Below are 20,774 nucleotides of genomic sequence, written 5' to 3'. Positions count from 1 at the left end.
CGATTTTAATTACTTTGCACAAATAGACAAGTGGTGGGCAATAAAAAAGGCCGCTTAGCGGCCTTTTTTAAACACGAAATCGTATTAACGCTTGTCTGTTGGTACGTAATCGCGTGATGTTTCACCAGTGTATAACTGACGTGGGCGGCTGATCTTGTGGCCAGGTTGAGATAGCATCTCATCCCAGTGAGAGATCCAACCAACAGTACGAGACATAGCAAAGATTACTGTGAACATGCTAGTCGGGATACCGATTGCTTTTAAGATGATACCAGAGTAGAAATCTACGTTAGGGTATAGTTTCTTCTCTACGAAGTACGGGTCTTCAAGCGCGATTTGTTCAAGTTTCATTGCGATATCAAGCAATGGATCTTGAATGTTTAGCTCTGCTAATACTTCATGACATGTTTGACGCATTACCGTCGCACGTGGGTCGAAGTTTTTGTAAACACGGTGACCAAAGCCCATAAGACGGAATGGGTCTGACTTGTCTTTCGCTTTAGCAACGTATTCGTCGATACGGTCAACAGAACCGATTTCTTCTAACATGTTAAGACATGCTTCGTTAGCACCGCCGTGTGCAGGACCCCACAGTGATGCGATACCAGCAGCGATACATGCGTAAGGGTTTGCACCAGATGAACCCGCTAAACGAACCGTAGACGTTGACGCATTTTGCTCGTGGTCAGCGTGAAGCATGAAGATTTTGTCCATTGCTTTAGCTAAAACTGGGCTCACTTTGTATTCTTCAGCAGGCACTGAGAACATCATGTGTAAGAAGTTTTCAGCAAAGCTTAAATCGTTGCGTGGGTAAACAAACGGTTGACCAACGTTATATTTGTAAGCCATTGCTGCGATTGTCGGTAACTTAGCTACTAACTTAATCGCGCTCGTTTTACGCTGTGTTGCATCAGTGATGTCTAAATCTTCATGGTAGAAAGAAGAAAGTGCACCTACTACACCACATAGCATTGCCATCGGGTGAGCATCAAAGCGGAAACCTTGGAAGAAGTTTGCAATTTTAGTATCAAGCATTGTGTTGTGCGTGATTTCTTGTGCAAACGCATCGTATTGTTCTTTAGTCGGTAACTCACCATTAAGTAACAAATAGCAAAGCTCGATGTAGTTTGATTCATCAGCTAATTGTTCAATTGGGTAACCACGGTGTAAAAGAACACCTTTACCGCCATCGATGTAAGTGATTGAAGATTCACATGAACCCGTCGACATGAAACCTGGGTCGTAAGTGAAATAACCATGAGAACCTAACGTACGTACGTCGATTACGTCTTGGCCAGCAGTGCCTTGGTAAATTGGAAGTTCGATTGGATCAAGACCATCAATATGGACCGTGGCTTTCTTATCCGCCATCTATTTATCTCCTATTAAGATAACAACTCTGATTGTTATGTTCTGAATCTGTTTAAGCACATTCTTTTCATTTTAACGTGAAAGAGGGGTGTAAAGTCAATTTTTATAAATAGTATGCATAAAAGGATAATAAATATTCTGTCAGGATTAAATATTATACCATTGGCTAATTCGCAAACGTCTCTTACTAAACAAGAATTGTAAAAAGACCATTGGCTATATATACTATCCAAGGTTTTATACCGTATTGTCTGTAGGTAAACTTTATTTTTACATTTGAGTTTTGCACCAGTGTGAACTTTTTGTGTATTAACACGGTTTACTTAGATAGTTCCATCGAAATTCATTTTGATGGGTTTTAGAAAAACAAGTAGATGAGCCCCTAAGTGGGCAAGATGGGCAAGTAACTGTGAAAAAGCAAAGACCTGTAAATCTAGATCTAACAACTATATCTATGCCGGCTACGGCTAAAGCATCAATTCTTCACCGCGTCACCGGTGTTGCATTATTTTTTGCTTTAACGTTTGTCATTTGGGCGTGGTCTGAGTCTCTTTCTTCTCCTGAAGGTTTTGAATTCGTCAAGGGTCTGTTCAGCGGATTCATTGCCAAATTCATAGCGTGGGGTACCATTTCTGTATTGGCGTATCACCTAATTGGTGGTGTCCGTCATATCATTATGGATATGGGTCACTGGGAAGAACTTGAATCAGGTAACTTCAGCGCTAAAGTTGCAATGGCTTTAGGCGTTGTTGCTGCAATTCTAGCAGGAGTGTGGATATGGTTTTAAATCAAGCAACTCTTAAACGTGATGGTGTACAAGATTACGTATCACTTCGTACAACCGCTTTAATTATCAGCGCTTACGCGATTTTTATTGTTGGCTATTTTTTATGTACACCCGAAGTCACTTTTGAAGCCTGGCAAGGCCTATTTTCAAACCTAGCAATGAAAGGGTTTACACTAATTACCCTTGTTTGCATCATGGTTCACACCCGTATTGGCCTTTGGCAAGTATTAACTGACTATGTTAAATGCGCTAAATTACGTGCTGTTTTAGGCTTTGTATTAAACCTTATGGCCGTTGCTTACGTAGCAATAGGTCTAATCGTTTTATGGGGTGTTTAAGTGAATTATTCTGTTCGTGAATTTGACGCTGTAGTGATTGGTGCCGGTGGTGCAGGTATGCGCGCAGCACTCGCAATCACTGAGTCAGGCAAAACCTGTGCACTTATCTCAAAAGTTTTCCCTACACGTTCTCACACTGTGTCTGCACAGGGTGGTATTACGGTAGCTCTGGGTAACTCACATGAAGATAACTGGGAATGGCACATGTACGATACGGTTAAAGGTTCCGATTTCATCGGTGACCAAGACGCTATCGAATATATGTGTAAAACAGGCCCAGAAGCTATTACTGAATTAGAAAACATGGGCTTACCATTTTCTCGTTTTGAAAATGGCCGTGTTTATCAACGTCCTTTCGGCGGTCAGTCGAAAAACTTTGGTGGTGAACAAGCTGCACGTACTGCAGCCGCAGCTGACCGTACTGGTCACGCATTATTGCATTGTCTTTACCAACAAAACGTTAAAAACAAAACAAATGTATTCTCTGAGTGGTATGCATTAGACCTTGTTAAAAACAGCGACGGTCACGTTGTTGGTTGTACAGCAATCGACATCGAGTCAGGTGAAGTTGTTTATTTCAAATCTAAAGCGGTTGTTTTAGCAACAGGTGGCGCAGGTCGTATCTTTGCATCAACAACTAACGCGCACATCAATACAGGTGACGGCGTTGGTATGGCAACACGCGCGGGTGTTGCAATGCAAGATATGGAAATGTGGCAGTTCCACCCAACCGGTATTGCTGGTGCGGGTGTACTTGTGACGGAAGGTTGTCGTGGTGAAGGTGGTTACCTTCTAAACAAAGACGGCGAACGTTTCATGGAGCGTTATGCACCTAATGCGAAAGACTTAGCATCGCGTGACGTTGTTGCTCGTTCAATGATGACAGAAATTCGTGAAGGCCGTGGTTGCGATGGTCCTTATGGTCCACATATCAAGCTTAAGCTTGACCACTTAGGTGAAGAAACTCTAAACCTTCGTCTTCCAGGTGTTTGTGACCTTGCGAAAACATTCGCACACGTTGACCCTGCTAAAGAGCCAATTCCAGTTATCCCAACATGTCACTATATGATGGGTGGTGTTCCAACTAACGTAAATGGTCAAGCATTACAAATTGATGCAAATGGCCAAGAAAAAGTTGTTGAAGGCTTATTCGCTGTTGGTGAAATTGCGTGTGTATCTGTACACGGTGCTAACCGTCTTGGCGGTAACTCACTACTTGACTTAGTTGTATTCGGCCGTGCTGCTGGTAACTTCTTAGGCAAATACCTAAACGGTGTTGAAGTGGGTAAAGATGCGTCTGATTCAGACCTTGAAGCATCGCTTGCACGCTTTAATCGTTGGGAAAGCTCTAAAGTTGGCCAAGGTGAAGATCCTGTTCAAATCAAGAAAGACCTGCAAATGTGTATGCAACTTAACTTCTCGGTATTCCGTGAAGGTGAAGCAATGGCAACAGGTCTTAAAGAGCTTAAAGAAATCCGTGAACGTCTTCAGTATGCGCGTCTTGATGACAAATCAACTGAATTCAACACAGCACGTATTGAATGTTTAGAGCTTGATAACTTGATGGAAACAGCTTACTCAACTGCAGTAGCTGCAAACTTCCGTACAGAAAGCCGTGGTGCTCACTCTCGTTTCGACTACCCAGATCGTGATGACGAAAACTGGCTATGTCACTCAATTTTCAATCCTGTAACGGATGAAATGAGCAAACGTGAAGTAAACTACGCGCCGAAACTGCGTGAAGCTTTCCCACCTAAAGCACGTACATACTAGGAGCGAGACGATGGCACAAGTACAATTTTCCGTTTATCGTTACAATCCAGATATTGATAACGCACCACGTATGCAAGACTTCTCGCTAGAAACGCAAGAAGGTCAAGATATGATGGTGTTGGATGCGCTTATGAAATTAAAAGAGCAAGATCCAACGTTATCATTCCGTCGTTCATGCCGTGAAGGTGTGTGTGGTTCAGACGGTATCAACATGAATGGTAAAAATGGTTTGGCATGTATCACGCCTTTATCAACGCTACTTAAAGGTGGCAAAGGTAAAATCGTAATTCGTCCATTACCTGGTTTACCTGTGGTACGTGACCTTGTTATTGACATGAGTCAGTTCTACACTCAATACGAAAAAGTAAAACCTTATCTTATCAACGACACGCCAGCGGCGGGTGAGCGTCTTCAGTCAATCGAAGAACGCGATAAGCTTGATGGTTTATATGAGTGTATTTTATGTGCATGTTGTTCAACATCGTGTCCTTCGTTCTGGTGGAATCCAGACAAGTTCATCGGTCCAGCAGGCCTTCTTCACGCATATCGTTTCTTGGCTGATAGCCGCGATACAGCGACAGAAGAGCGTCTTGCTGACCTTGACGATGCGTTCAGCGTGTTCCGTTGTCACAGTATCATGAACTGTGTTAGCGTGTGTCCAAAAGGTCTTAATCCGACCAAAGCAATTGGACAAATCAAGTCAATGCTTTTAAATCGTTCGGTTTAAAATATTGAATATGTAAGGTGGTTAATTTATTAACCACCTTGTTTTTACAACAATTAATTTCTGCGCTAAAGAAAAGGGCTTATAAATGCACGAAGGTGTGATGAAGGCATGGCTAGAATCTTCTCACTTAAACGGCGGTAACGTTGCTTACGTAGAAGAGCTTTATGAAGCGTACTTAGATGATGCGACTTCTGTGCCAGAAGAATGGCGAGAAGTGTTCGAACAATTACCAAAAGTTGATGGTGTGGATGTTGACGTAAAACATTCTGAAGTTCGTGCACAATTTGCGGAGCTTGCTAAAAACAAGCATAGAGAAGTGGTGGTAGCAGAGGGTGGCTCTGGTGATCCTAAACAGGTCAAAGTGCTACAACTTATAAATGCTTTCCGTTTCCGTGGTCACCAAAATGCCAACCTAGATCCATTAGGTATCTGGCAACGCGAACGTGTTCGCGATCTTGAATTAGAGTACCACGATTTATCTGAAGCTGATTTTGACCGTGAATTCAATGTGGGTTCGTTTGCAGTCGGTCGCGAAACCATGCCTTTAGGTGAGTTATACCAAGCACTTAAAACCACGTACTGTGGTTCTGTTGGTGCTGAGTATATGCATATCACATCGACTGAAGAAAAGCGTTGGTTACAACAGCGTTTGGAATCAGTGCAATCACGTCCAACTTTTTCTAAAGAAGAAAAGCTGCGCATCCTTAAAGGGTTAACAGCAGCGGATGGTCTTGAAAAATATTTAGGGGCTAAGTTCCCTGGTGCAAAACGTTTCTCACTTGAAGGTGGTGATGCGTTAGTACCAATGCTTAAAGAACTGATTCATCGTGCAGGTGAAAGCGGACAAAAAGAAGCTGTTATTGGTATGGCTCACCGCGGTCGTCTGAACGTACTAGTGAACGTTTTAGGTAAAAACCCATCAGATTTGTTTGATGAGTTCGCTGGTAAACATAAAGATACATTAAGCTCAGGTGACGTTAAATATCACATGGGTTATTCATCTGACTTTGCGACTAAGGGTGGCAATGTGCACATGGCACTTGCATTTAACCCGTCTCACCTAGAAATCGTAAACCCGGTAGTGATGGGTTCGGTTCGTGCGCGTCTTGACCGCTTAGGTGATAAGTCAGGTATTAAAGCACTGCCTATTACAATTCATGGTGACTCTGCGATTGCAGGTCAAGGTGTTGTACAAGAAACATTTAACCTATCACAAACTAATGCATTTAGTTGTGGTGGTAGTATCCGTATTGTTGTTAACAACCAAGTTGGTTTTACAACGTCTAAACAGGCTGATGTGCGTTCTACACCATACTGTACAGATATTGCGAAGATGGTTCAGGCACCTATTTTCCACGTTAACTCTGATGATCCAGAAGCCGTTGCATTCGTAACACAAATTGCGCTTGATTTCAGAAATCAGTTTAAACGTGATGTTGTTATTGATTTGGTCTGTTATCGCCGTCATGGTCATAACGAAGCGGATGAGCCTAATGCGACTCAACCACTTATGTACCAAAAAATCAAAAAACACCCTGTACCTCGTTTAATCTATGCTGATCAGCTTGTGGCTGAAGGTTCATTCACTGAAGACGAAATTAAAGTACTCGCAGATGATTACCGTAATGGCTTAGACCGTGGCTCGTGCGTTGTTGAAGAAATTCAACCTGAAACATCTCATTCATCTGATTGGGCTAAGTTCGTTGGTCACGATTGGGATGTAGAATACGACGCTAAAGTGTCGGTAGAGAAACTTAAAGAACTTGGCGAGAAAGTGGCAAGTTACCCAGAAGGTCATAAAGCACAGTCTCGTGTTAAGAAAATCTACGACGACCGTAAACTAATGGCATCAGGTGAAAAAGCACTTGATTGGGGTATGGCAGAAACACTGGCTTATGCAACACTTGTTGATGCAGGTACTGATATCCGTTTAACGGGTCAAGACTCAGGCCGTGGTACATTCTTCCATCGTCATGCTGTTGTTCATAATCAACAAGATGCATCAACTTACTTACCGTTGCAAAACATCAGCGAAAAGCAAGGTGCATTTGAAGTATACGATTCAGTGTTATCTGAAGAAGCGGTGCTTGCGTTTGAATATGGTTATGCGACTGCAGAACCTACATCATTAGTCATGTGGGAAGCCCAATTTGGTGACTTTGCGAACGGCGCTCAAGTTGTATTTGACCAGTTCTTAAGTTCAGGCGAGCAAAAGTGGGGCCGTTTATGTGGTCTAACGTGTTTGTTACCGCATGGCTATGAAGGTCAAGGTCCTGAGCATAGTTCAGCCCGTTTAGAGCGTTTCTTACAACTGTGTGCTGATCACAACATGCAAGTGTGTGTGCCATCAACACCTGCGCAAGTTTACGCAATGCTACGTCGTCAATCAGTTCGTCCACTGCGTCGTCCTTTGATTGTTATGACACCGAAGTCATTATTACGTCACCCATTAGCAACATCAACACTGGAAGAGTTATCGGAAGGTGTGTTCTATAATATGATTGACGAGATTGATGACATCCCAGCAGAGAAAGTTGAACGCGTTGTTTTCTGTAGCGGTAAAGTTTACTACGAACTACTTCAAGAGCGTCGTAAGCAAGAGCTTAATAATGTTGCAATTGTTCGTGTTGAACAACTTTATCCATTCCCACACGATGAGATGGATGCAATCATGCAGCGTTATCAACACGTTAAAGACTTCGTTTGGTGTCAAGAAGAGCCACAAAACCAAGGTGCTTGGTATTGTTCTCAACACCACTTTGTCGATGCAATTCCACAAGGCGCTAAATTAAAATATGCTGGCCGTAAAGCATCAGCATCGCCAGCATGTGGTTACATGTCAGTGCATACTAAAGAACAACAAGCGCTCGTTGCAGATGCGCTTACTATTGAAAATAAAGGATAAGCAATGAGCACAGAAATTAAAGTTCCTGTACTTCCTGAGTCGGTTGCTGATGCTACCGTAGCAACATGGCACGTAAGTGTTGGCGACAAAGTAAGCCGTGACCAAAACTTAGTTGATATTGAAACAGATAAAGTTGTTTTAGAAGTAGTTGCACCAAACGACGGTGTCATTACTGAAATTTCACAAGAAGAAGGTGCAACCGTACTTGGTGAACAAGTAATTGGTTTACTTGGTGATGCAGATGCTGCACCAGCAAGTGACGATTCTGCTAAAGAATCAGCACCAGCAAAATCAGAAGACGCGCCAGCGGCGCAATCAGCACCAGCATCAGAAGGTAAAGAAGTGGACATTAAAGTACCTGTACTTCCAGAATCAGTCGCAGACGCGACAATTGCTACTTGGCATGTTCAACCAGGTGAAGCGGTAACGCGCGACCAAAACCTAGTTGACATCGAAACTGATAAAGTTGTTCTTGAAGTTGTTGCTCAAGAAGACGGTATCATGGGCGAGCACATCCACGCAGAAGGCGAAACAGTGCTTGGCGAACAAGTGATTGGTACTGTTAAAGCGGGTGCAGCACCTGCTAAAGCAGAATCGAAAAAAGAAGAAGCGGCACAAGCAAGCGATTCAAGCGATAGCTCAGACGTATTAACACCGTCAGTGCGTCGTCTAATCGCTGAAAAGGGCCTTGATGCATCAAAAATCAAGGGCACGGGTAAAAATGGTCGCGTAACGAAAGAAGACGTTGATACATTCTTAAAAGCGCCTGCGGCTGCACCTAAAGCAGAAGCGGCAGCACCTGCTGCACCTATGGGTGACCGTACTCAAAAACGTGTTCCAATGACGCGTTTACGTAAGACTATTGCAAATCGCCTTCTTGAAGCGAAAAACTCAACTGCAATGTTAACAACATTCAACGAAGTAAACATGAAACCTATCATGGACCTTCGTAAGCAGTATCAAGAAGTATTCGAAAAACGTCATGGTATTCGTTTAGGTTTCATGTCTTTCTATGTGAAAGCAGTAACAGAAGCGCTTAAACGTTTCCCTGAAGTGAATGCATCAATCGATGGTGATGATATTGTTTATCACAACTACTTCGATATCAGCATCGCGGTATCAACACCACGTGGCCTAGTTACACCAGTACTTAAAGATTGTGACAAGTTATCAGTTGCAGAAATTGAAAAAGGTATCCGTGAATTAGCGCTTAAAGGTCGTGACGGCAAATTAACACTTGATGATATGACAGGTGGTAACTTCACTATCACTAATGGTGGTGTATTCGGTTCGTTACTTTCTACACCGATTATCAACTTACCTCAGTCATCAATCTTAGGTATGCACAAAATCCAAGATCGTCCAATGGCTGTAAATGGTAAAGTTGAAATCTTACCAATGATGTATTTAGCGTTATCGTACGATCACCGTCAAATTGATGGTAAAGAATCTGTTGGTTTCTTAGTGACAATTAAAGAGTTACTAGAAGATCCAACACGTTTATTACTAGATGTTTAATCTAGTTGTATAAAATGTAAGCTGTGGACTGCGTTCACAGCTTTTTTTTTGCGCCTTTGGTCTAACTGGGGTTTTCATGTTGAGCCTTGGGATTTATACTAGGTGCGCAATTTGGGATAGCTGTTTATTTGCATAAATATTCAGCTCTTTTAGTATAAAAAATTGGATAAAGCATCATGAATTTGCATGAGTATCAGGCAAAACAACTTTTTGCCGAATATGGTTTACCAGTTTCTCACGGTTACGCTTGCGATACACCTGAAGAAGCTGCAGCAGCTGCTGAGAAAATTGGCGGTGATATGTGGGTTGTTAAAACACAGGTTCACGCAGGTGGCCGTGGTAAAGCTGGCGGTGTTAAGCTAGTTAAAACAATCGACGAAGTTAAAGAGTTCGCTGCGAACTGGTTAGGTAAAAACTTAGTTACTTACCAAACAGACGAAAATGGTCAGCCAGTAGCTAAGATCCTTGTTGAGAGCTGCACTGACATCGCTAACGAATTATACCTAGGCGCTGTAGTAGATCGTGCTTCTCGTAAAGTTGTTTTCATGGCATCTACTGAAGGTGGTGTTGAAATCGAGACTGTTGCTGAAGAAACGCCAGAGCTAATCCACAAAGCTGAAATCGATCCACTTGTAGGTCCTCAAGCGTATCAAGCTCGTGAATTAGGCTTCAAACTAGGTTTAAACCCAACGCAAATGAAACAGTTTGTTAAGATCTTCATGGGTCTTGCGAACATGTTCAACGATTTCGATTTCGCATTATTAGAAATCAACCCGCTTGTTATCACAGACGAAGGCAACCTTCACTGTCTAGATGGCAAAATCGGTGTAGATGGTAACGCGCTTTACCGTCAACCTAAAATCCGTGAAATGCACGATCCATCTCAAGAAGATGCACGTGAAGCTCACGCTGCAAGCTTCGAGCTTAACTACGTTGCACTAGACGGTAACGTGGGTTGTATGGTTAACGGTGCAGGCCTAGCGATGGGTACGATGGACATCGTAAACCTACACGGTGGCAAGCCAGCTAACTTCCTAGATGTTGGTGGCGGCGCGACGAAAGAGCGTGTATCTGAAGCATTCAAGATCATCCTTTCAGACGACAACGTAAAAGCTGTTTTAGTTAACATCTTCGGTGGTATCGTTCGTTGTGACATGATCGCAGAAGGTATCATTGGTGCAGTTAAAGAAGTAGGCGTAAACGTACCAGTAGTAGTACGTTTAGAAGGTACTAACGCTGAACTAGGTCGTGAAGTACTTGCTAATTCTGACCTTAACATCATCGCTGCTGAATCACTAACAGACGCAGCTGAAAAAGTTGTTGCTGCTGCGGAGGGCAAATAATGTCTGTATTAATCAATAAAGATACAAAAGTTATCTGTCAAGGTTTCACTGGTGGCCAAGGTACTTTCCACTCTGAGCAAGCGCTTGAGTATGGTACACAAATGGTTGGTGGTGTTAGCCCAGGTAAAGGCGGTCAAACGCACCTTGGTCTTCCAGTATTCAACACAGTACGTGACGCTGTAGAAGCAACTGGCGCAACTGCATCAGTAATCTACGTACCAGCACCTTTCTGTAAAGATGCAATCTTAGAAGCTATCGATGCTGGCATCGAGCTTATCGTTTGTATCACTGAAGGTATCCCAACACTAGACATGGTTGACGTTAAAGTTAAGCTTGAGCAAACTGGTGTTCGCATGATCGGTCCTAACTGCCCAGGTGTTATTACTCCGGGTGAAACTAAGATCGGTATCATGCCTGGTCACATCCACAAGCCTGGTAAAGTAGGTATCGTATCACGTTCTGGTACACTTACTTACGAAGCGGTTAAGCAAACTACTGATGCTGGTTTCGGCCAATCAACATGTGTTGGTATCGGTGGCGACCCAATCCCTGGCACTAACTTCATCGACGTTTTAGAAATGTTCGAAAAAGACGAGCAAACTGAAGCAATCGTTATGATCGGTGAAATCGGTGGTACAGCAGAAGAAGAAGCTGCTGAATACATCAAGCACAACGTAACTAAGCCTGTTGTTTCTTACATTGCGGGTGTAACTGCGCCTCCAGGTAAGCGTATGGGTCACGCGGGTGCAATCATCGCAGGCGGTAAAGGTACTGCTGATGAGAAATTTGCTGCATTAGAAGCTGCTGGCGTTAAAACAGTACGTTCACTAGCTGACATCGGTGCTGCACTTAAAGAGAAAACAGGCTGGTAATCGGTCTTTAATCTCTTAAAAAGAGGCTCGCTTATGCGGGCCTTTTTTATTACTTAATTCACTGTCAATTTTTATTCATAAATAAAGAATAAAAATTCTTTATTTATGAATAAAAATTCCTTACACTAATTCCTCTGTTTCCGTTTTAATAAAAAACGCTTGAATTTAAAAGGTAATTAGCACGTGCGTACTACAGAATTAGTAGACGGATTTCGTCAGTCGACTCCTTATGTAAATGCCCATAGAGGCAAGACTTTCGTTGTAATGCTGGGTGGTGAGGCGATAGACCAGCCAGGCTGTCGAAGTATTATTAATGATGTTGCTCTATTAACAAGCTTAGGTATTAAGATTGTTTTGGTGTTTGGCGCACGGCCACAATTTAATGCCGCTTTGAATGAGGTTGGCATAACTAGTCATTTTCATAACGAGATCCGTGTTACCGATAACACCACTTTTGAAGTGATTAAAAAAGTGGCCGGAGCAATGCAATTTGACATCACCGCACGTTTATCCACGTCATTAAGTAGCACCCCCATGTCGGGCTCATTTTTAAATGTAGTCAGTGGTAATTTTGTTATAGCGCAGCCTTTAGGCGTTGATGAAGGGGTTGATTACCACCACTCGGGGCGGGTTAGGCGAATTGATGTTGAGGGAATACGCCACCAACTCAATAACAATAGTATTGTGCTCCTAGGTCCGATTGCTGCCTCAGTGACGGGTGAGAGCTTTAATTTAACCGCAGAAGAAATTGCGACTCAAGTTGCTTTAAAGCTCAGAGCAGACAAAATGCTAGGCTTTAGCCAAGATGCAGGTATTTTAGATGAAAATGGCGAAGCGATAGCAGAATTAATGCCAAACGAAGCCGAGCGAGTGTTAGAGCACTATCGCACTCATACACCTTCATGTTTGAGCGCCCCTGTCTTTTTGCAAGCTGCTATTGATGCATGTCGGGGCGGGGTGCATCGGTGTCACCTTGTCAGCTACAAAGAAGATGGTGCCTTATTGCAAGAGCTCTTCTCTTTGGATGGTATTGGGACCCAGATTGCGCCGCAAAGTTCTGAACAACTTCGTAGTGCAACGATCAGTGATATAACCGGTATCTTAAACTTAATTAGACCACTTGAAGAGCAGGGCTATTTAGTGCGTCGCTCAAGAGAGCAATTAGAGATAGAAATTGAGCAATTCACAGTGATTGAGCGTGATGGACTTATTATCGCGTGCGCTGCCCTTTACCCATTTGATGAAGAGCAGGTTGGTGAATTTGCAAGTCTTGCTGTTCACCCTCAATATCGTGATGCAGACCGAGGCAGTAATTTATTACGTTTTATAATTAATAAAGCCAAACGGTGTGGTTATCATGGTTTATTTGCGTTAACAACGCGCAGTATTCATTGGTTTATTGAACAAGGTTTTGAATTGGTGACGGTCGATGAACTGCCCGCAAAGAAAAAGTCGTTGTATAACTACCAGCGACGCTCAAAGGTATTACGCTTAGACTTATCTAAATTACCAAAAAATCGTTAAGGTAAAAGGGGTGACACATCGCTGTCACCCACGTAAAACCTGTTTAATATTGATAGTTAATATGCTGATAAAAGCGCACGCGTAAGTCTTGGCGTGTTGGATTAAACGCAAGTTCGTCTGTCACCTCATTAATGGCACTTTGTACTTGGTTCATAAATCGGCCGTAACCGATATCGTGTTTATCTTTTTCTGCTGCTGCAATAACAAAGTGCAGCACATCGACCAACGTATCCGCATTCCAAAATTGCTGTATTTGTACTTGCTCGCTGGTGCAGTCGAAAGTCAGTTTTTGTAACTCGCTATTGCTCTGTGCATTGTCAATATTACTATTACGCACAATCGGGCGTGTGCCATTTGCGATAAAGGCAGCTAAGTTAAGTTGACGCTTATCACAGGCACGTTTAAACGCATCAAAAATATAGTGATAAAACTGACTGTAGTTTTCTTCATTTAGCATATGCTGAAATTGTGTCTTAATTGCGCGTGTGACAGGAATTGAAAAGCCTGCATAGGTCATTTCGCTGTGATCGCTTGGCAAATGGCATTGGCGCGATTGATAACGCGGATATAAACTTCGCAACTTATAGCCATAGCTTTCTTTGTGGCCTTTGGCTTTGGCAAATAAGTCATAGGTTAAGTGTTGATGATCTCTAATCTTAAGCGGGGGTTGGTTGCTTAAAAGCTTGTCTTGTAATGTATTGATTACCCGTTGCACTTTATGGTGGAACTGTGCCGCATTTGCACGAATATCGTCACCGGTTGCTAAGAATAATAAGCGAATTTTTTTGCATCTTTCTTCGCCATTAGCAAATACATTGTGTGCTTCGTGGTATTGTGGATTATAGAAAAATAATATTTGTTTTGTTGTTTCTAAACTGTACGCCTCATCATGGTAGCGTACGACAGGTAGTTTATCATTCGCAATGAGATGTACGTTATGAAGTTCATACTCATCGCACAGCGCAAATAATTCCCTTGCAAGACGCTTGTAACCGCAGCTAATGTTCGTAAACTGGGCAAAAAACTCATCATTGGGTTTAAATTCAACTAACACATACTGGTTTGCACGTGCAGAGCTAGGAATATAGACTCGGTGTTGATTGAGTGAAGCCATCTCTTTTCCTTATTAAATAGTGAAACTATCGGCACTATATCGTCAGTCAATGATCATTTTATTGCGTTAGAACAACTTTTTTACCGATTTGACCGTAGGGTTTTAACAATCGCATTATTATCTTCGATAAACACACATCAACTACTGTATGTTAGCGCTTCTTTTTGTAATAATGCAGTAGTTTTGTCACCATGCAATATTCAGAGGATTATGCTCCTATGGCGGAAATTGAGAATCGCCCAAGTAACTTTATAAGAACGCGTATCGACGAAGATCTCGCAAGCGGTAAACACGCGACTACGCATACACGTTTTCCACCAGAACCAAATGGTTTTTTACACATTGGTCATGCAAAGTCTATATGCTTAAATTTTGGTATTGCCCAGGATTACAATGGCCTTTGCAACTTACGTTTTGATGATACAAACCCAGAAAAAGAAGATATCAACTACGTAAACTCTATTAAAGAAGATGTGCAGTGGCTCGGTTTTCAATGGGATGGTGAAATTAAATATTCATCAAACTACTTTGATGCACTTTATGGCTATGCCGTTGAACTTATCGAAAAAGGGCTTGCGTATGTGTGTTTCTTGTCAGCAGACCAAGCACGTGAGTACCGTGGTACGCTAAAAGAGCCAGGAAAAAATAGCCCTTATCGTGATACACCTGTTGAAGAGAACTTAGCCTTATTCGAAAAAATGCGTAACGGTGAGTTTAAAGAAGGCGAGTGTGTACTGCGTGCTAAAATTGATATGGCAAGCTCGTTTATTGTATTACGCGATCCTATTTTGTACCGTGTACGTTTTGCTCACCATCACCAAACAGGTGATAAGTGGTGCATTTACCCAATGTATGACTTTACACATTGTATTTCTGATGCGCTTGAAGGTATTACACATTCTTTATGTACGCTTGAATTCCAAGATAACCGACGTCTCTATGACTGGGTGCTTGATAACATCAGCCTAGAATGCCATCCACAGCAAATCGAGTTTTCACGTTTAAATCTTGAATACACCATTATGTCTAAGCGTAAATTAAATGACTTAGTGGTTAATGGCCATGTTGAAGGCTGGGATGACCCACGTATGCCAACGATTGCTGGTTTACGTCGTCGTGGTTATACACCAGCTTCAGTACGTGAGTTCTGTTCACGCATTGGTATTACTAAGCAAGAAAACATGGTTGAAATGGGCATGTTGGAAGCGTGTATTCGTGAAGATTTAAATGAACATGCACCACGTGCTATGGCTGTACTTGACCCTGTTAAAGTGGTTCTAGAGAACTATGATGCAGATAAAGTAGAAACGTTATCAGTCGCTAATCACCCGAACATAGAAGAAATGGGACGCCGTGATGTGCCATTTACTCGCGAGCTTTATATTGAACGCGAAGATTTCCGTGAAGAAGCAAACAATAAGTTTAAGCGTTTAGTGCTGGGTAAAGAAGTGCGTTTACGCGGAGCTTATGTGATAAAAGCTGAACGCATTGAAAAAGACGCTAATGGTGAAATCACCACGATCTTCTGTTCTTACGATGATGAAACGCTGGGTAAAAACCCAAGTGATGGTCGCAAGGTGAAAGGGGTAATCCATTGGGTATCTGCTAGCGAGTCTATTACTGCAGAAGTACGTTTATACGATCGTCTATTCAACGTACCTAACCCAGCAGCTGCTGAAGACTTTAATGCAACGCTTAATCCAGAGTCGCTTGTGGTGTTATCAAATGCGAAGTTAGAACCTTCACTTGCAAATGCACAAGCAGAGCAGGGCTTCCAGTTTGAACGTACAGGGTATTTCTGTCGCGATAATAAAGCACAGACACTTGTGTTCAACCAAACGGTGGGTCTTCGTGATTCATGGGCTAAAATCGAACAAAAAGGTTAAACAGCGCGTTTAACTTTTTTAAAAGTTAATAAAAAACCCTTTCACTTATTAAAGTGAAAGGGTTTTTTTATATTCGTTACTTTTTAGAAGTAACCGCGGATACCTAGGCTGAAGTTTCTGCCCGGTAGTGGCGCTTTTTCTTTAATAAACGAGCTGTGAACAAAGCCAAGTTCGTCTGTTATGTTATCAACGTTGATATAAAGCTGTGTATCTACTGGGCCTAAGTCAAGTTGATAATTCGCTGACGCATCAAACAAAGTGTACCCTTCTGTTTTTGTCTCGTAGGCAGTGATGTCTGACTGCTCAAAGTAATGTGTACCTGTTAGGCTAAACTGCCAATCAGAGACGGTATACTGTAACTCTGAACCCAATTTATTCGCTGGGATTCGTGGTAAGTAGTTATTGTCATCTTTTAATTTAGCTGTCGTCGAGTCACCAAATACTTTCACTAAGGTGCTAGGTGAAACTTGATAGTGCACATCAAATTCTAACCCATACAATTTGGCATCTTTACTGGTAAATTGGTAAACCGCCATGGCATCATCGTGTACTTCTTCTGCCATTTCTAAGCCATGTTCTTCATCAAAGAAATAGCCCGTATTTTGTTGGTAATAGAAGTTTTCAATGTCGTTATAGAAAAAGTTGATTGTATAACCAAAGTCACCAATGAAACGACGGAAACTTAAATCAAAGTTTGTTGCAGTCTCTTGTTTGATGTCTTCAGGTTCAAAGTGAATTTCACCTTCTTCAATATGATAACCTAAGCCTAATTCATAAGTACCTGTTGCAATGTGAACACCATTCGAGAGTAGTTCTGCACTTAATGGCGCACGTTCCGAGTGAGACACGCTAAGCGCAACGCTTTGGCCTTCTTGATATTGCCAAATAGCACCCGCAGATAAGCTTAAGTTAGTGAAATCGGCACTGTAGTTAATTGTTTCAGCTTCTTCCTCTTCATCATGCGCTTCTTCTGCATGATCATGATGATGTTCAGCCAATGTGACAGCAGAATCGATTTGGTAATCTTCGATGCGCGCACCTAGTTCAACAGTGACATCACCAAATTGTTTTTCCTCAAGTAAAAATAGCGCGTTTGATTTTGTTACACTAGCCGGTGTGAACGCTTCTTCGCCATCGGCATCATAGTCAGACTCTGTATAGTGGTAACCAGCCATACCGTGCCAAAGACCAAGTTTATGCTCGACTGTCGCACGCGCTTCAGTTGTTTTGTTACTGAACACCGTTCCAACTTCACCGTCTTCAATTTCAGCATGCTTATAATCTGTATAACCTACGCGCAACGAGATGTTTTCAATCCAGTTATTATGAAGAGCGTAACTCATGTAGCCTTGCCAACGGTCTTGCTCTAACTGAGCAAAAACAGATTCTTCATGGGCTTCTTCGCCATGTCCTGCTTCTTCATGTTCAGCTTCTTCTTCATGATCGTGGCCATGATGTTCATGGGCAGGAATACCATAATCTGTTTCAATACGGCCATATGACACGCCTAACGTTAAATGTTCACCAACGTAGCTAGTTCCAAAGTTAACGGTTTGGCTGTCTATAAAGGTATTTTCTACGCTCTTAGCAGTCTCGTGCTCAGCGTGTTCTTCACCTTCGTGTTCTTCATGCTCTTCTGGAAGTTCAAACGCGGGAGTTTTGTAGTCGTCACCCGTGCGTTTTGTGCCATCAAAATGGAAGTTGAAACCGTTGTTACCTGTTTCTAACTTAGCTGCATAGGTATTCGTATTTGATACTGTGTCGTGTGTGTATTGAGCCGCACCTGTCAATGTCTCGATGTTATCGGTAGGAATACGGTTATCAACAACGTTTACAACACCCCCAATTGCGCCTGAACCATAAAGTAGGGTCGCTGGGCCACGAAGCACTTCAATTTGCTCTGCTGCTAAACTGTCATTTGAAGTGGCATGATCGGGTCCGATACGAGATGCATCACTACTGTCTAAACCATTTTGTGTGATTTTAACACGCGGGCCATCTAAACCACGAATAATAGGGCTTGATGAAACGGGACCAAAATAACTGGCATTAACACCCGGTAAGCCTTTTAAAGTTTCACCTAGAGTCGGTTTCGCTTTATTCTTTAAATTGTCACCTGATAACACATTAACCGGTGAGATCATCTCTAAGCTGTTTTTGTGTAAGGCTGACGCATACACAACAACGGTTTCTACGGATGTAGGCGTCAAAGTAACAACAACAGATTGATCATCACCATTAATATCAACACGCTTATCAATGAAATTATCTTTGCTTACATGAAGTTGACCTTTGCTGTCGACATCAATTTTAAATTCACCTTGCGCGTCAGTCATTACAGCCTGTGATTTACCATGCACATGGACTTGTGCATTAACAACGGGTTGTTGATTTTTATCTACTACTTGGCCTGTGATAACAGCAGCAATGCTTGATTGAGAAAACAGTGCAGCGGCAACAGCACTAGAAATAATTGAAAATTGCTTCATTGTTACTACTTTTTACGTTGGTTGTTGAGTGTTGTGATATAATATAACACCACCATTTTTCAATGGCAATAACGTTATACTATAACTTATAAACTGTCGCGATTTAAATTTCATACACTATACTTAGATTATTTAATCGGTATGGCCCGTGGTTATGTCTGATAAAAATAGAGTATTTAAGGCGCAGTTCACCATCGCAGATTTACGTGAGCATTGTAATCATCAAGAAACCTTCACCACCGCCTGTGACAGAGGGGAAAGTTATCAGCATTTTGTGCTCAAATTGCTGAGCTATTGTTTGTTTTCGCATAATAAGCAGGCAACTATCAATGCTCGGCTAAAAAATAATCAACCCGATGTGTCAATAAAAGCGCTCGATGAGCATTATGAGACGTGGCTGTCTGTTGATCAGCCCGATATATCCATGTTAACTAAAATTGCTAAGCGTGTTGATGAACTGTGGGTTGTCACCACGCTTGAAAGTGACTGGTTAAATGAGTATCAACGTCAGCTTGCGTTGATCAGCAACAGTCACCTTATTGCTTTCGATAGCCAGTTTATTGAACAACTCGTTACTCATCTAAGTAAAAATTTGCAGTGGGATATTACCATTGATCAGCAAACGATTAGCGTGGCAGATAAACACCATTTTTACCAAACACGTGATCTTGTATGGCATTAAAGTTCAATAGTGATTTTACCGTTAGGTTTGCTACAACACAGTAATACTTCACCTGGACGCACAAAGGCAAGGGGCTCTTGATTATAACGTACGTCGCCTTCTACAAGCTGAGCACGACAAGCACCGCAATATCCTTCGCGGCATTGATAGGGGACATCTATTTTATGTTGTTCAAGGCATTCAAGGAGAGATGAACAGCCAGAGTCAAAATCTATACTCTGGCTGTCTGTTCCTGCAAGGATAACCTGTGCAGTGTGTTTAGTGCTCATTACAGATCGAAATCACCAAAGTCTGATGCATCAACTTGAGAATCGATTTGACCAACAAGGTAAGAACTTATCTCGGCTTCTTGCGGTGCAACTTGCACGTTATCAGAGACTAACCACGAATTGATCCATGGAATCGGGTTGCTCTTACTTTCAAACTGAGCAGGTAAGCCTACCGCAGTCATTCGCGCATTTGTAATGTATTCAACGTATTGGCATAAAATATCTTTGTTTAAGCCAATCATTGAGCCATCTTTAAACAGGTATTCAGCCCAGTCTTTTTCTTGCTCTGCGGCATCAACAAACATTTTAATTGCTTCATCTTTACATTGCGCTGCAACAATCGCCATTTCAGGATCGTCTTTACCGTCTTGCATAATGTTTAAGATGTGTTGTGTGCCTGATAAATGAAGAGCTTCATCACGCGCAATTAATTTAATGATTTTTGCATTGCCTTCCATTAGCTCGCGTTCAGCAAACGCGAATGAACATGCAAAGCTGACATAAAAACGAATTGCTTCCAGAATATTAACCGACATTATCGCAAGGTAAAGCAACTTTTTAAGGTCGAACAAGCTCACTTTAACTTCTTCACCATTAATCACATGTTTACCTTCACCGTAAAGGTTGTAAATCGAAATCATGTTGATTAATTCATCGTAATACTTTGTCACCGCATCGGCACGTTCACTGATTTTTTCGTTACTCACGATATCATCAAAAATAAGCTCAGGTGACTGCGTTACGTTACGAATAATGTGCGTGTAAGAACGGCTGTGAATTGTTTCACTAAATGCCCATGTTTCAATCCACGTTTCAAGTTCAGGAATTGACACAATTGGCAGTAAGGCAACGTTAGGCGAACGACCTTGCACACTATCAAGTAATGTTTGGTATTTTAAGTTACTTAAAAAAATGTGTTTTTCATGGTCAGGTAAAGCTTGAAAATCAAGACGGTCTTTACTTACGTCAACTTCTTCAGGACGCCAGAAGAAAGATAATTGCTTTTCAATTAGCTTCTCGAAGATAGGGTACTTTTGTTGGTCGTAACGTGACACGTTTACCGTCTGGCCGAAAAACATCGGTTCTAGTAATTGGTTATTATGGTTTCGGCTAAAAGTTGTATATGACATAGTGAATACTCAAAAAACAGTCAGGACAAAGCGGGCTAAGGAGCCC

16 protein-coding genes are annotated in these 20,774 nt (G+C 42.0%); 11 read left to right on the top strand and 5 right to left on the bottom strand.

The window, feature by feature from the left end; all coding sequences use genetic code 11:
* Positions 1-84 precede the first annotated feature (84 nt).
* A complete protein-coding gene (locus BWD47_RS05770) occupies positions 85-1,371 on the bottom strand; it encodes a citrate synthase (protein WP_036968634.1) in 1,287 nt (428 codons plus the stop codon).
* Between the two features lie 409 nt (positions 1,372-1,780).
* On the opposite strand from BWD47_RS05770, the gene sdhC reads away from it, so the two are divergent.
* The 9 genes from sdhC (at position 1,781) to argA (ending at position 13,158) form a co-directional block, all read left to right on the top strand.
* Positions 1,781-2,158, top strand: a complete 378-nt coding sequence (gene sdhC, locus BWD47_RS05765; RefSeq protein WP_075593614.1) for a succinate dehydrogenase, cytochrome b556 subunit — start codon at positions 1,781-1,783, stop codon at positions 2,156-2,158.
* On the top strand, positions 2,149-2,496 hold the full coding sequence (gene sdhD / locus BWD47_RS05760) for a succinate dehydrogenase, hydrophobic membrane anchor protein (RefSeq protein ID WP_036968629.1): 348 nt from the start codon (positions 2,149-2,151) through the stop codon (positions 2,494-2,496). The genes sdhC and sdhD overlap by 10 nt, the downstream gene beginning before the upstream one ends.
* Positions 2,497-4,269, top strand: coding sequence for a succinate dehydrogenase flavoprotein subunit (sdhA, locus tag BWD47_RS05755; protein ID WP_075593613.1), 1,773 nt, complete (start codon positions 2,497-2,499; stop codon positions 4,267-4,269).
* A gap of 10 nt (positions 4,270-4,279) precedes the next feature.
* Entirely contained in the window at positions 4,280-4,996 is a 717-nt protein-coding gene (locus BWD47_RS05750; RefSeq protein ID WP_065979885.1) for a succinate dehydrogenase iron-sulfur subunit, read from the top strand.
* 85 nt (positions 4,997-5,081) lie between these two features.
* On the top strand, positions 5,082-7,901 hold the full coding sequence (locus BWD47_RS05745; RefSeq protein ID WP_065979886.1) for a 2-oxoglutarate dehydrogenase E1 component: 2,820 nt from the start codon (positions 5,082-5,084) through the stop codon (positions 7,899-7,901).
* Between the two features lie 3 nt (positions 7,902-7,904).
* Entirely contained in the window at positions 7,905-9,419 is a 1,515-nt protein-coding gene (gene odhB, locus BWD47_RS05740; RefSeq protein WP_075593612.1) for a 2-oxoglutarate dehydrogenase complex dihydrolipoyllysine-residue succinyltransferase, read from the top strand.
* Between the two features lie 176 nt (positions 9,420-9,595).
* A complete protein-coding gene (sucC, locus tag BWD47_RS05735) occupies positions 9,596-10,762 on the top strand; it encodes an ADP-forming succinate--CoA ligase subunit beta (RefSeq protein WP_036968617.1) in 1,167 nt (388 codons plus the stop codon).
* A complete protein-coding gene (gene sucD, locus BWD47_RS05730) occupies positions 10,762-11,634 on the top strand; it encodes a succinate--CoA ligase subunit alpha (protein WP_036968616.1) in 873 nt (290 codons plus the stop codon). The genes sucC and sucD overlap by 1 nt, the downstream gene beginning before the upstream one ends.
* A gap of 183 nt (positions 11,635-11,817) precedes the next feature.
* Positions 11,818-13,158: an amino-acid N-acetyltransferase gene (gene argA / locus BWD47_RS05725; protein WP_036968615.1), complete on the top strand. Its 1,341-nt coding sequence runs from the start codon at positions 11,818-11,820 to the stop codon at positions 13,156-13,158.
* A 43-nt stretch (positions 13,159-13,201) separates the two neighbouring features.
* Here argA and BWD47_RS05720 read toward each other — a convergent pair whose 3' ends face one another.
* Complete coding sequence (locus BWD47_RS05720) at positions 13,202-14,272, bottom strand: DUF3083 family protein (RefSeq protein ID WP_036968614.1); 1,071 nt, start codon at positions 14,270-14,272, stop codon at positions 13,202-13,204.
* 218 nt (positions 14,273-14,490) lie between these two features.
* On the opposite strand from BWD47_RS05720, the gene glnS reads away from it, so the two are divergent.
* Positions 14,491-16,158, top strand: a complete 1,668-nt coding sequence (gene glnS, locus BWD47_RS05715; RefSeq protein WP_036968612.1) for a glutamine--tRNA ligase — start codon at positions 14,491-14,493, stop codon at positions 16,156-16,158.
* A gap of 83 nt (positions 16,159-16,241) precedes the next feature.
* On the opposite strand, the gene BWD47_RS05710 is transcribed toward glnS, so the two are convergent.
* The gene (locus BWD47_RS05710; protein ID WP_075593611.1) at positions 16,242-18,647 is read right to left on the bottom strand and encodes a TonB-dependent receptor; all 2,406 of its coding nucleotides are present in this window, start codon (positions 18,645-18,647) and stop codon (positions 16,242-16,244) included.
* A 154-nt stretch (positions 18,648-18,801) separates the two neighbouring features.
* Here BWD47_RS05710 and BWD47_RS05705 point away from each other — a divergent pair, with 154 nt between their 5' ends.
* Positions 18,802-19,329 carry a YaeQ family protein gene (locus tag BWD47_RS05705; protein ID WP_065979888.1) on the top strand — a complete coding sequence of 176 codons (528 nt, stop codon included), beginning with the start codon at positions 18,802-18,804 and terminating at the stop codon, positions 19,327-19,329.
* On the opposite strand, the gene yfaE is transcribed toward BWD47_RS05705, so the two are convergent.
* Positions 19,326-19,598, bottom strand: a complete 273-nt coding sequence (gene yfaE / locus BWD47_RS05700; RefSeq protein WP_036968605.1) for a class I ribonucleotide reductase maintenance protein YfaE — start codon at positions 19,596-19,598, stop codon at positions 19,326-19,328. The genes BWD47_RS05705 and yfaE overlap by 4 nt on opposite strands.
* Positions 19,598-20,728 (bottom strand): class Ia ribonucleoside-diphosphate reductase subunit beta, encoded by a 1,131-nt coding sequence (gene nrdB, locus BWD47_RS05695; protein ID WP_075593610.1) that lies wholly within the window; start codon positions 20,726-20,728, stop codon positions 19,598-19,600. The genes yfaE and nrdB overlap by 1 nt, the downstream gene beginning before the upstream one ends.
* Between the last annotated feature and the right edge of the window lie 46 nt (positions 20,729-20,774).

It is taken from the genome of Pseudoalteromonas sp. PAB 2.2 (genome assembly GCF_001938575.1).
Lineage (GTDB): Bacteria > Pseudomonadota > Gammaproteobacteria > Enterobacterales > Alteromonadaceae > Pseudoalteromonas > Pseudoalteromonas lipolytica.
This window is presented reverse-complemented; position numbering and strand designations above follow the sequence as displayed.

Excerpts from the sequence above, each read along its gene's own strand:
- BWD47_RS05745 (WP_065979886.1), top strand. The coding sequence starts at position 5,082 with ATGCACGAAGGTGTGATGAAGGCATGGCTAGAATCTTCTCACTTAAAC.
- sdhD (WP_036968629.1), top strand. The coding sequence starts at position 2,149 with ATGGTTTTAAATCAAGCAACTCTTAAACGTGATGGTGTACAAGATTAC.
- sucC (WP_036968617.1), top strand. The coding sequence starts at position 9,596 with ATGAATTTGCATGAGTATCAGGCAAAACAACTTTTTGCCGAATATGGT.
- BWD47_RS05710 (WP_075593611.1), bottom strand. The coding sequence starts at position 18,647 with ATGAAGCAATTTTCAATTATTTCTAGTGCTGTTGCCGCTGCACTGTTT.
- yfaE (WP_036968605.1), bottom strand. The coding sequence starts at position 19,598 with ATGAGCACTAAACACACTGCACAGGTTATCCTTGCAGGAACAGACAGC.
- BWD47_RS05750 (WP_065979885.1), top strand. The coding sequence starts at position 4,280 with ATGGCACAAGTACAATTTTCCGTTTATCGTTACAATCCAGATATTGAT.
- sucD (WP_036968616.1), top strand. The coding sequence starts at position 10,762 with ATGTCTGTATTAATCAATAAAGATACAAAAGTTATCTGTCAAGGTTTC.
- BWD47_RS05720 (WP_036968614.1), bottom strand. The coding sequence starts at position 14,272 with ATGGCTTCACTCAATCAACACCGAGTCTATATTCCTAGCTCTGCACGT.
- nrdB (WP_075593610.1), bottom strand. The coding sequence starts at position 20,728 with ATGTCATATACAACTTTTAGCCGAAACCATAATAACCAATTACTAGAA.
- odhB (WP_075593612.1), top strand. The coding sequence starts at position 7,905 with ATGAGCACAGAAATTAAAGTTCCTGTACTTCCTGAGTCGGTTGCTGAT.
- BWD47_RS05770 (WP_036968634.1), bottom strand. The coding sequence starts at position 1,371 with ATGGCGGATAAGAAAGCCACGGTCCATATTGATGGTCTTGATCCAATC.
- BWD47_RS05705 (WP_065979888.1), top strand. The coding sequence starts at position 18,802 with ATGTCTGATAAAAATAGAGTATTTAAGGCGCAGTTCACCATCGCAGAT.
- glnS (WP_036968612.1), top strand. The coding sequence starts at position 14,491 with ATGGCGGAAATTGAGAATCGCCCAAGTAACTTTATAAGAACGCGTATC.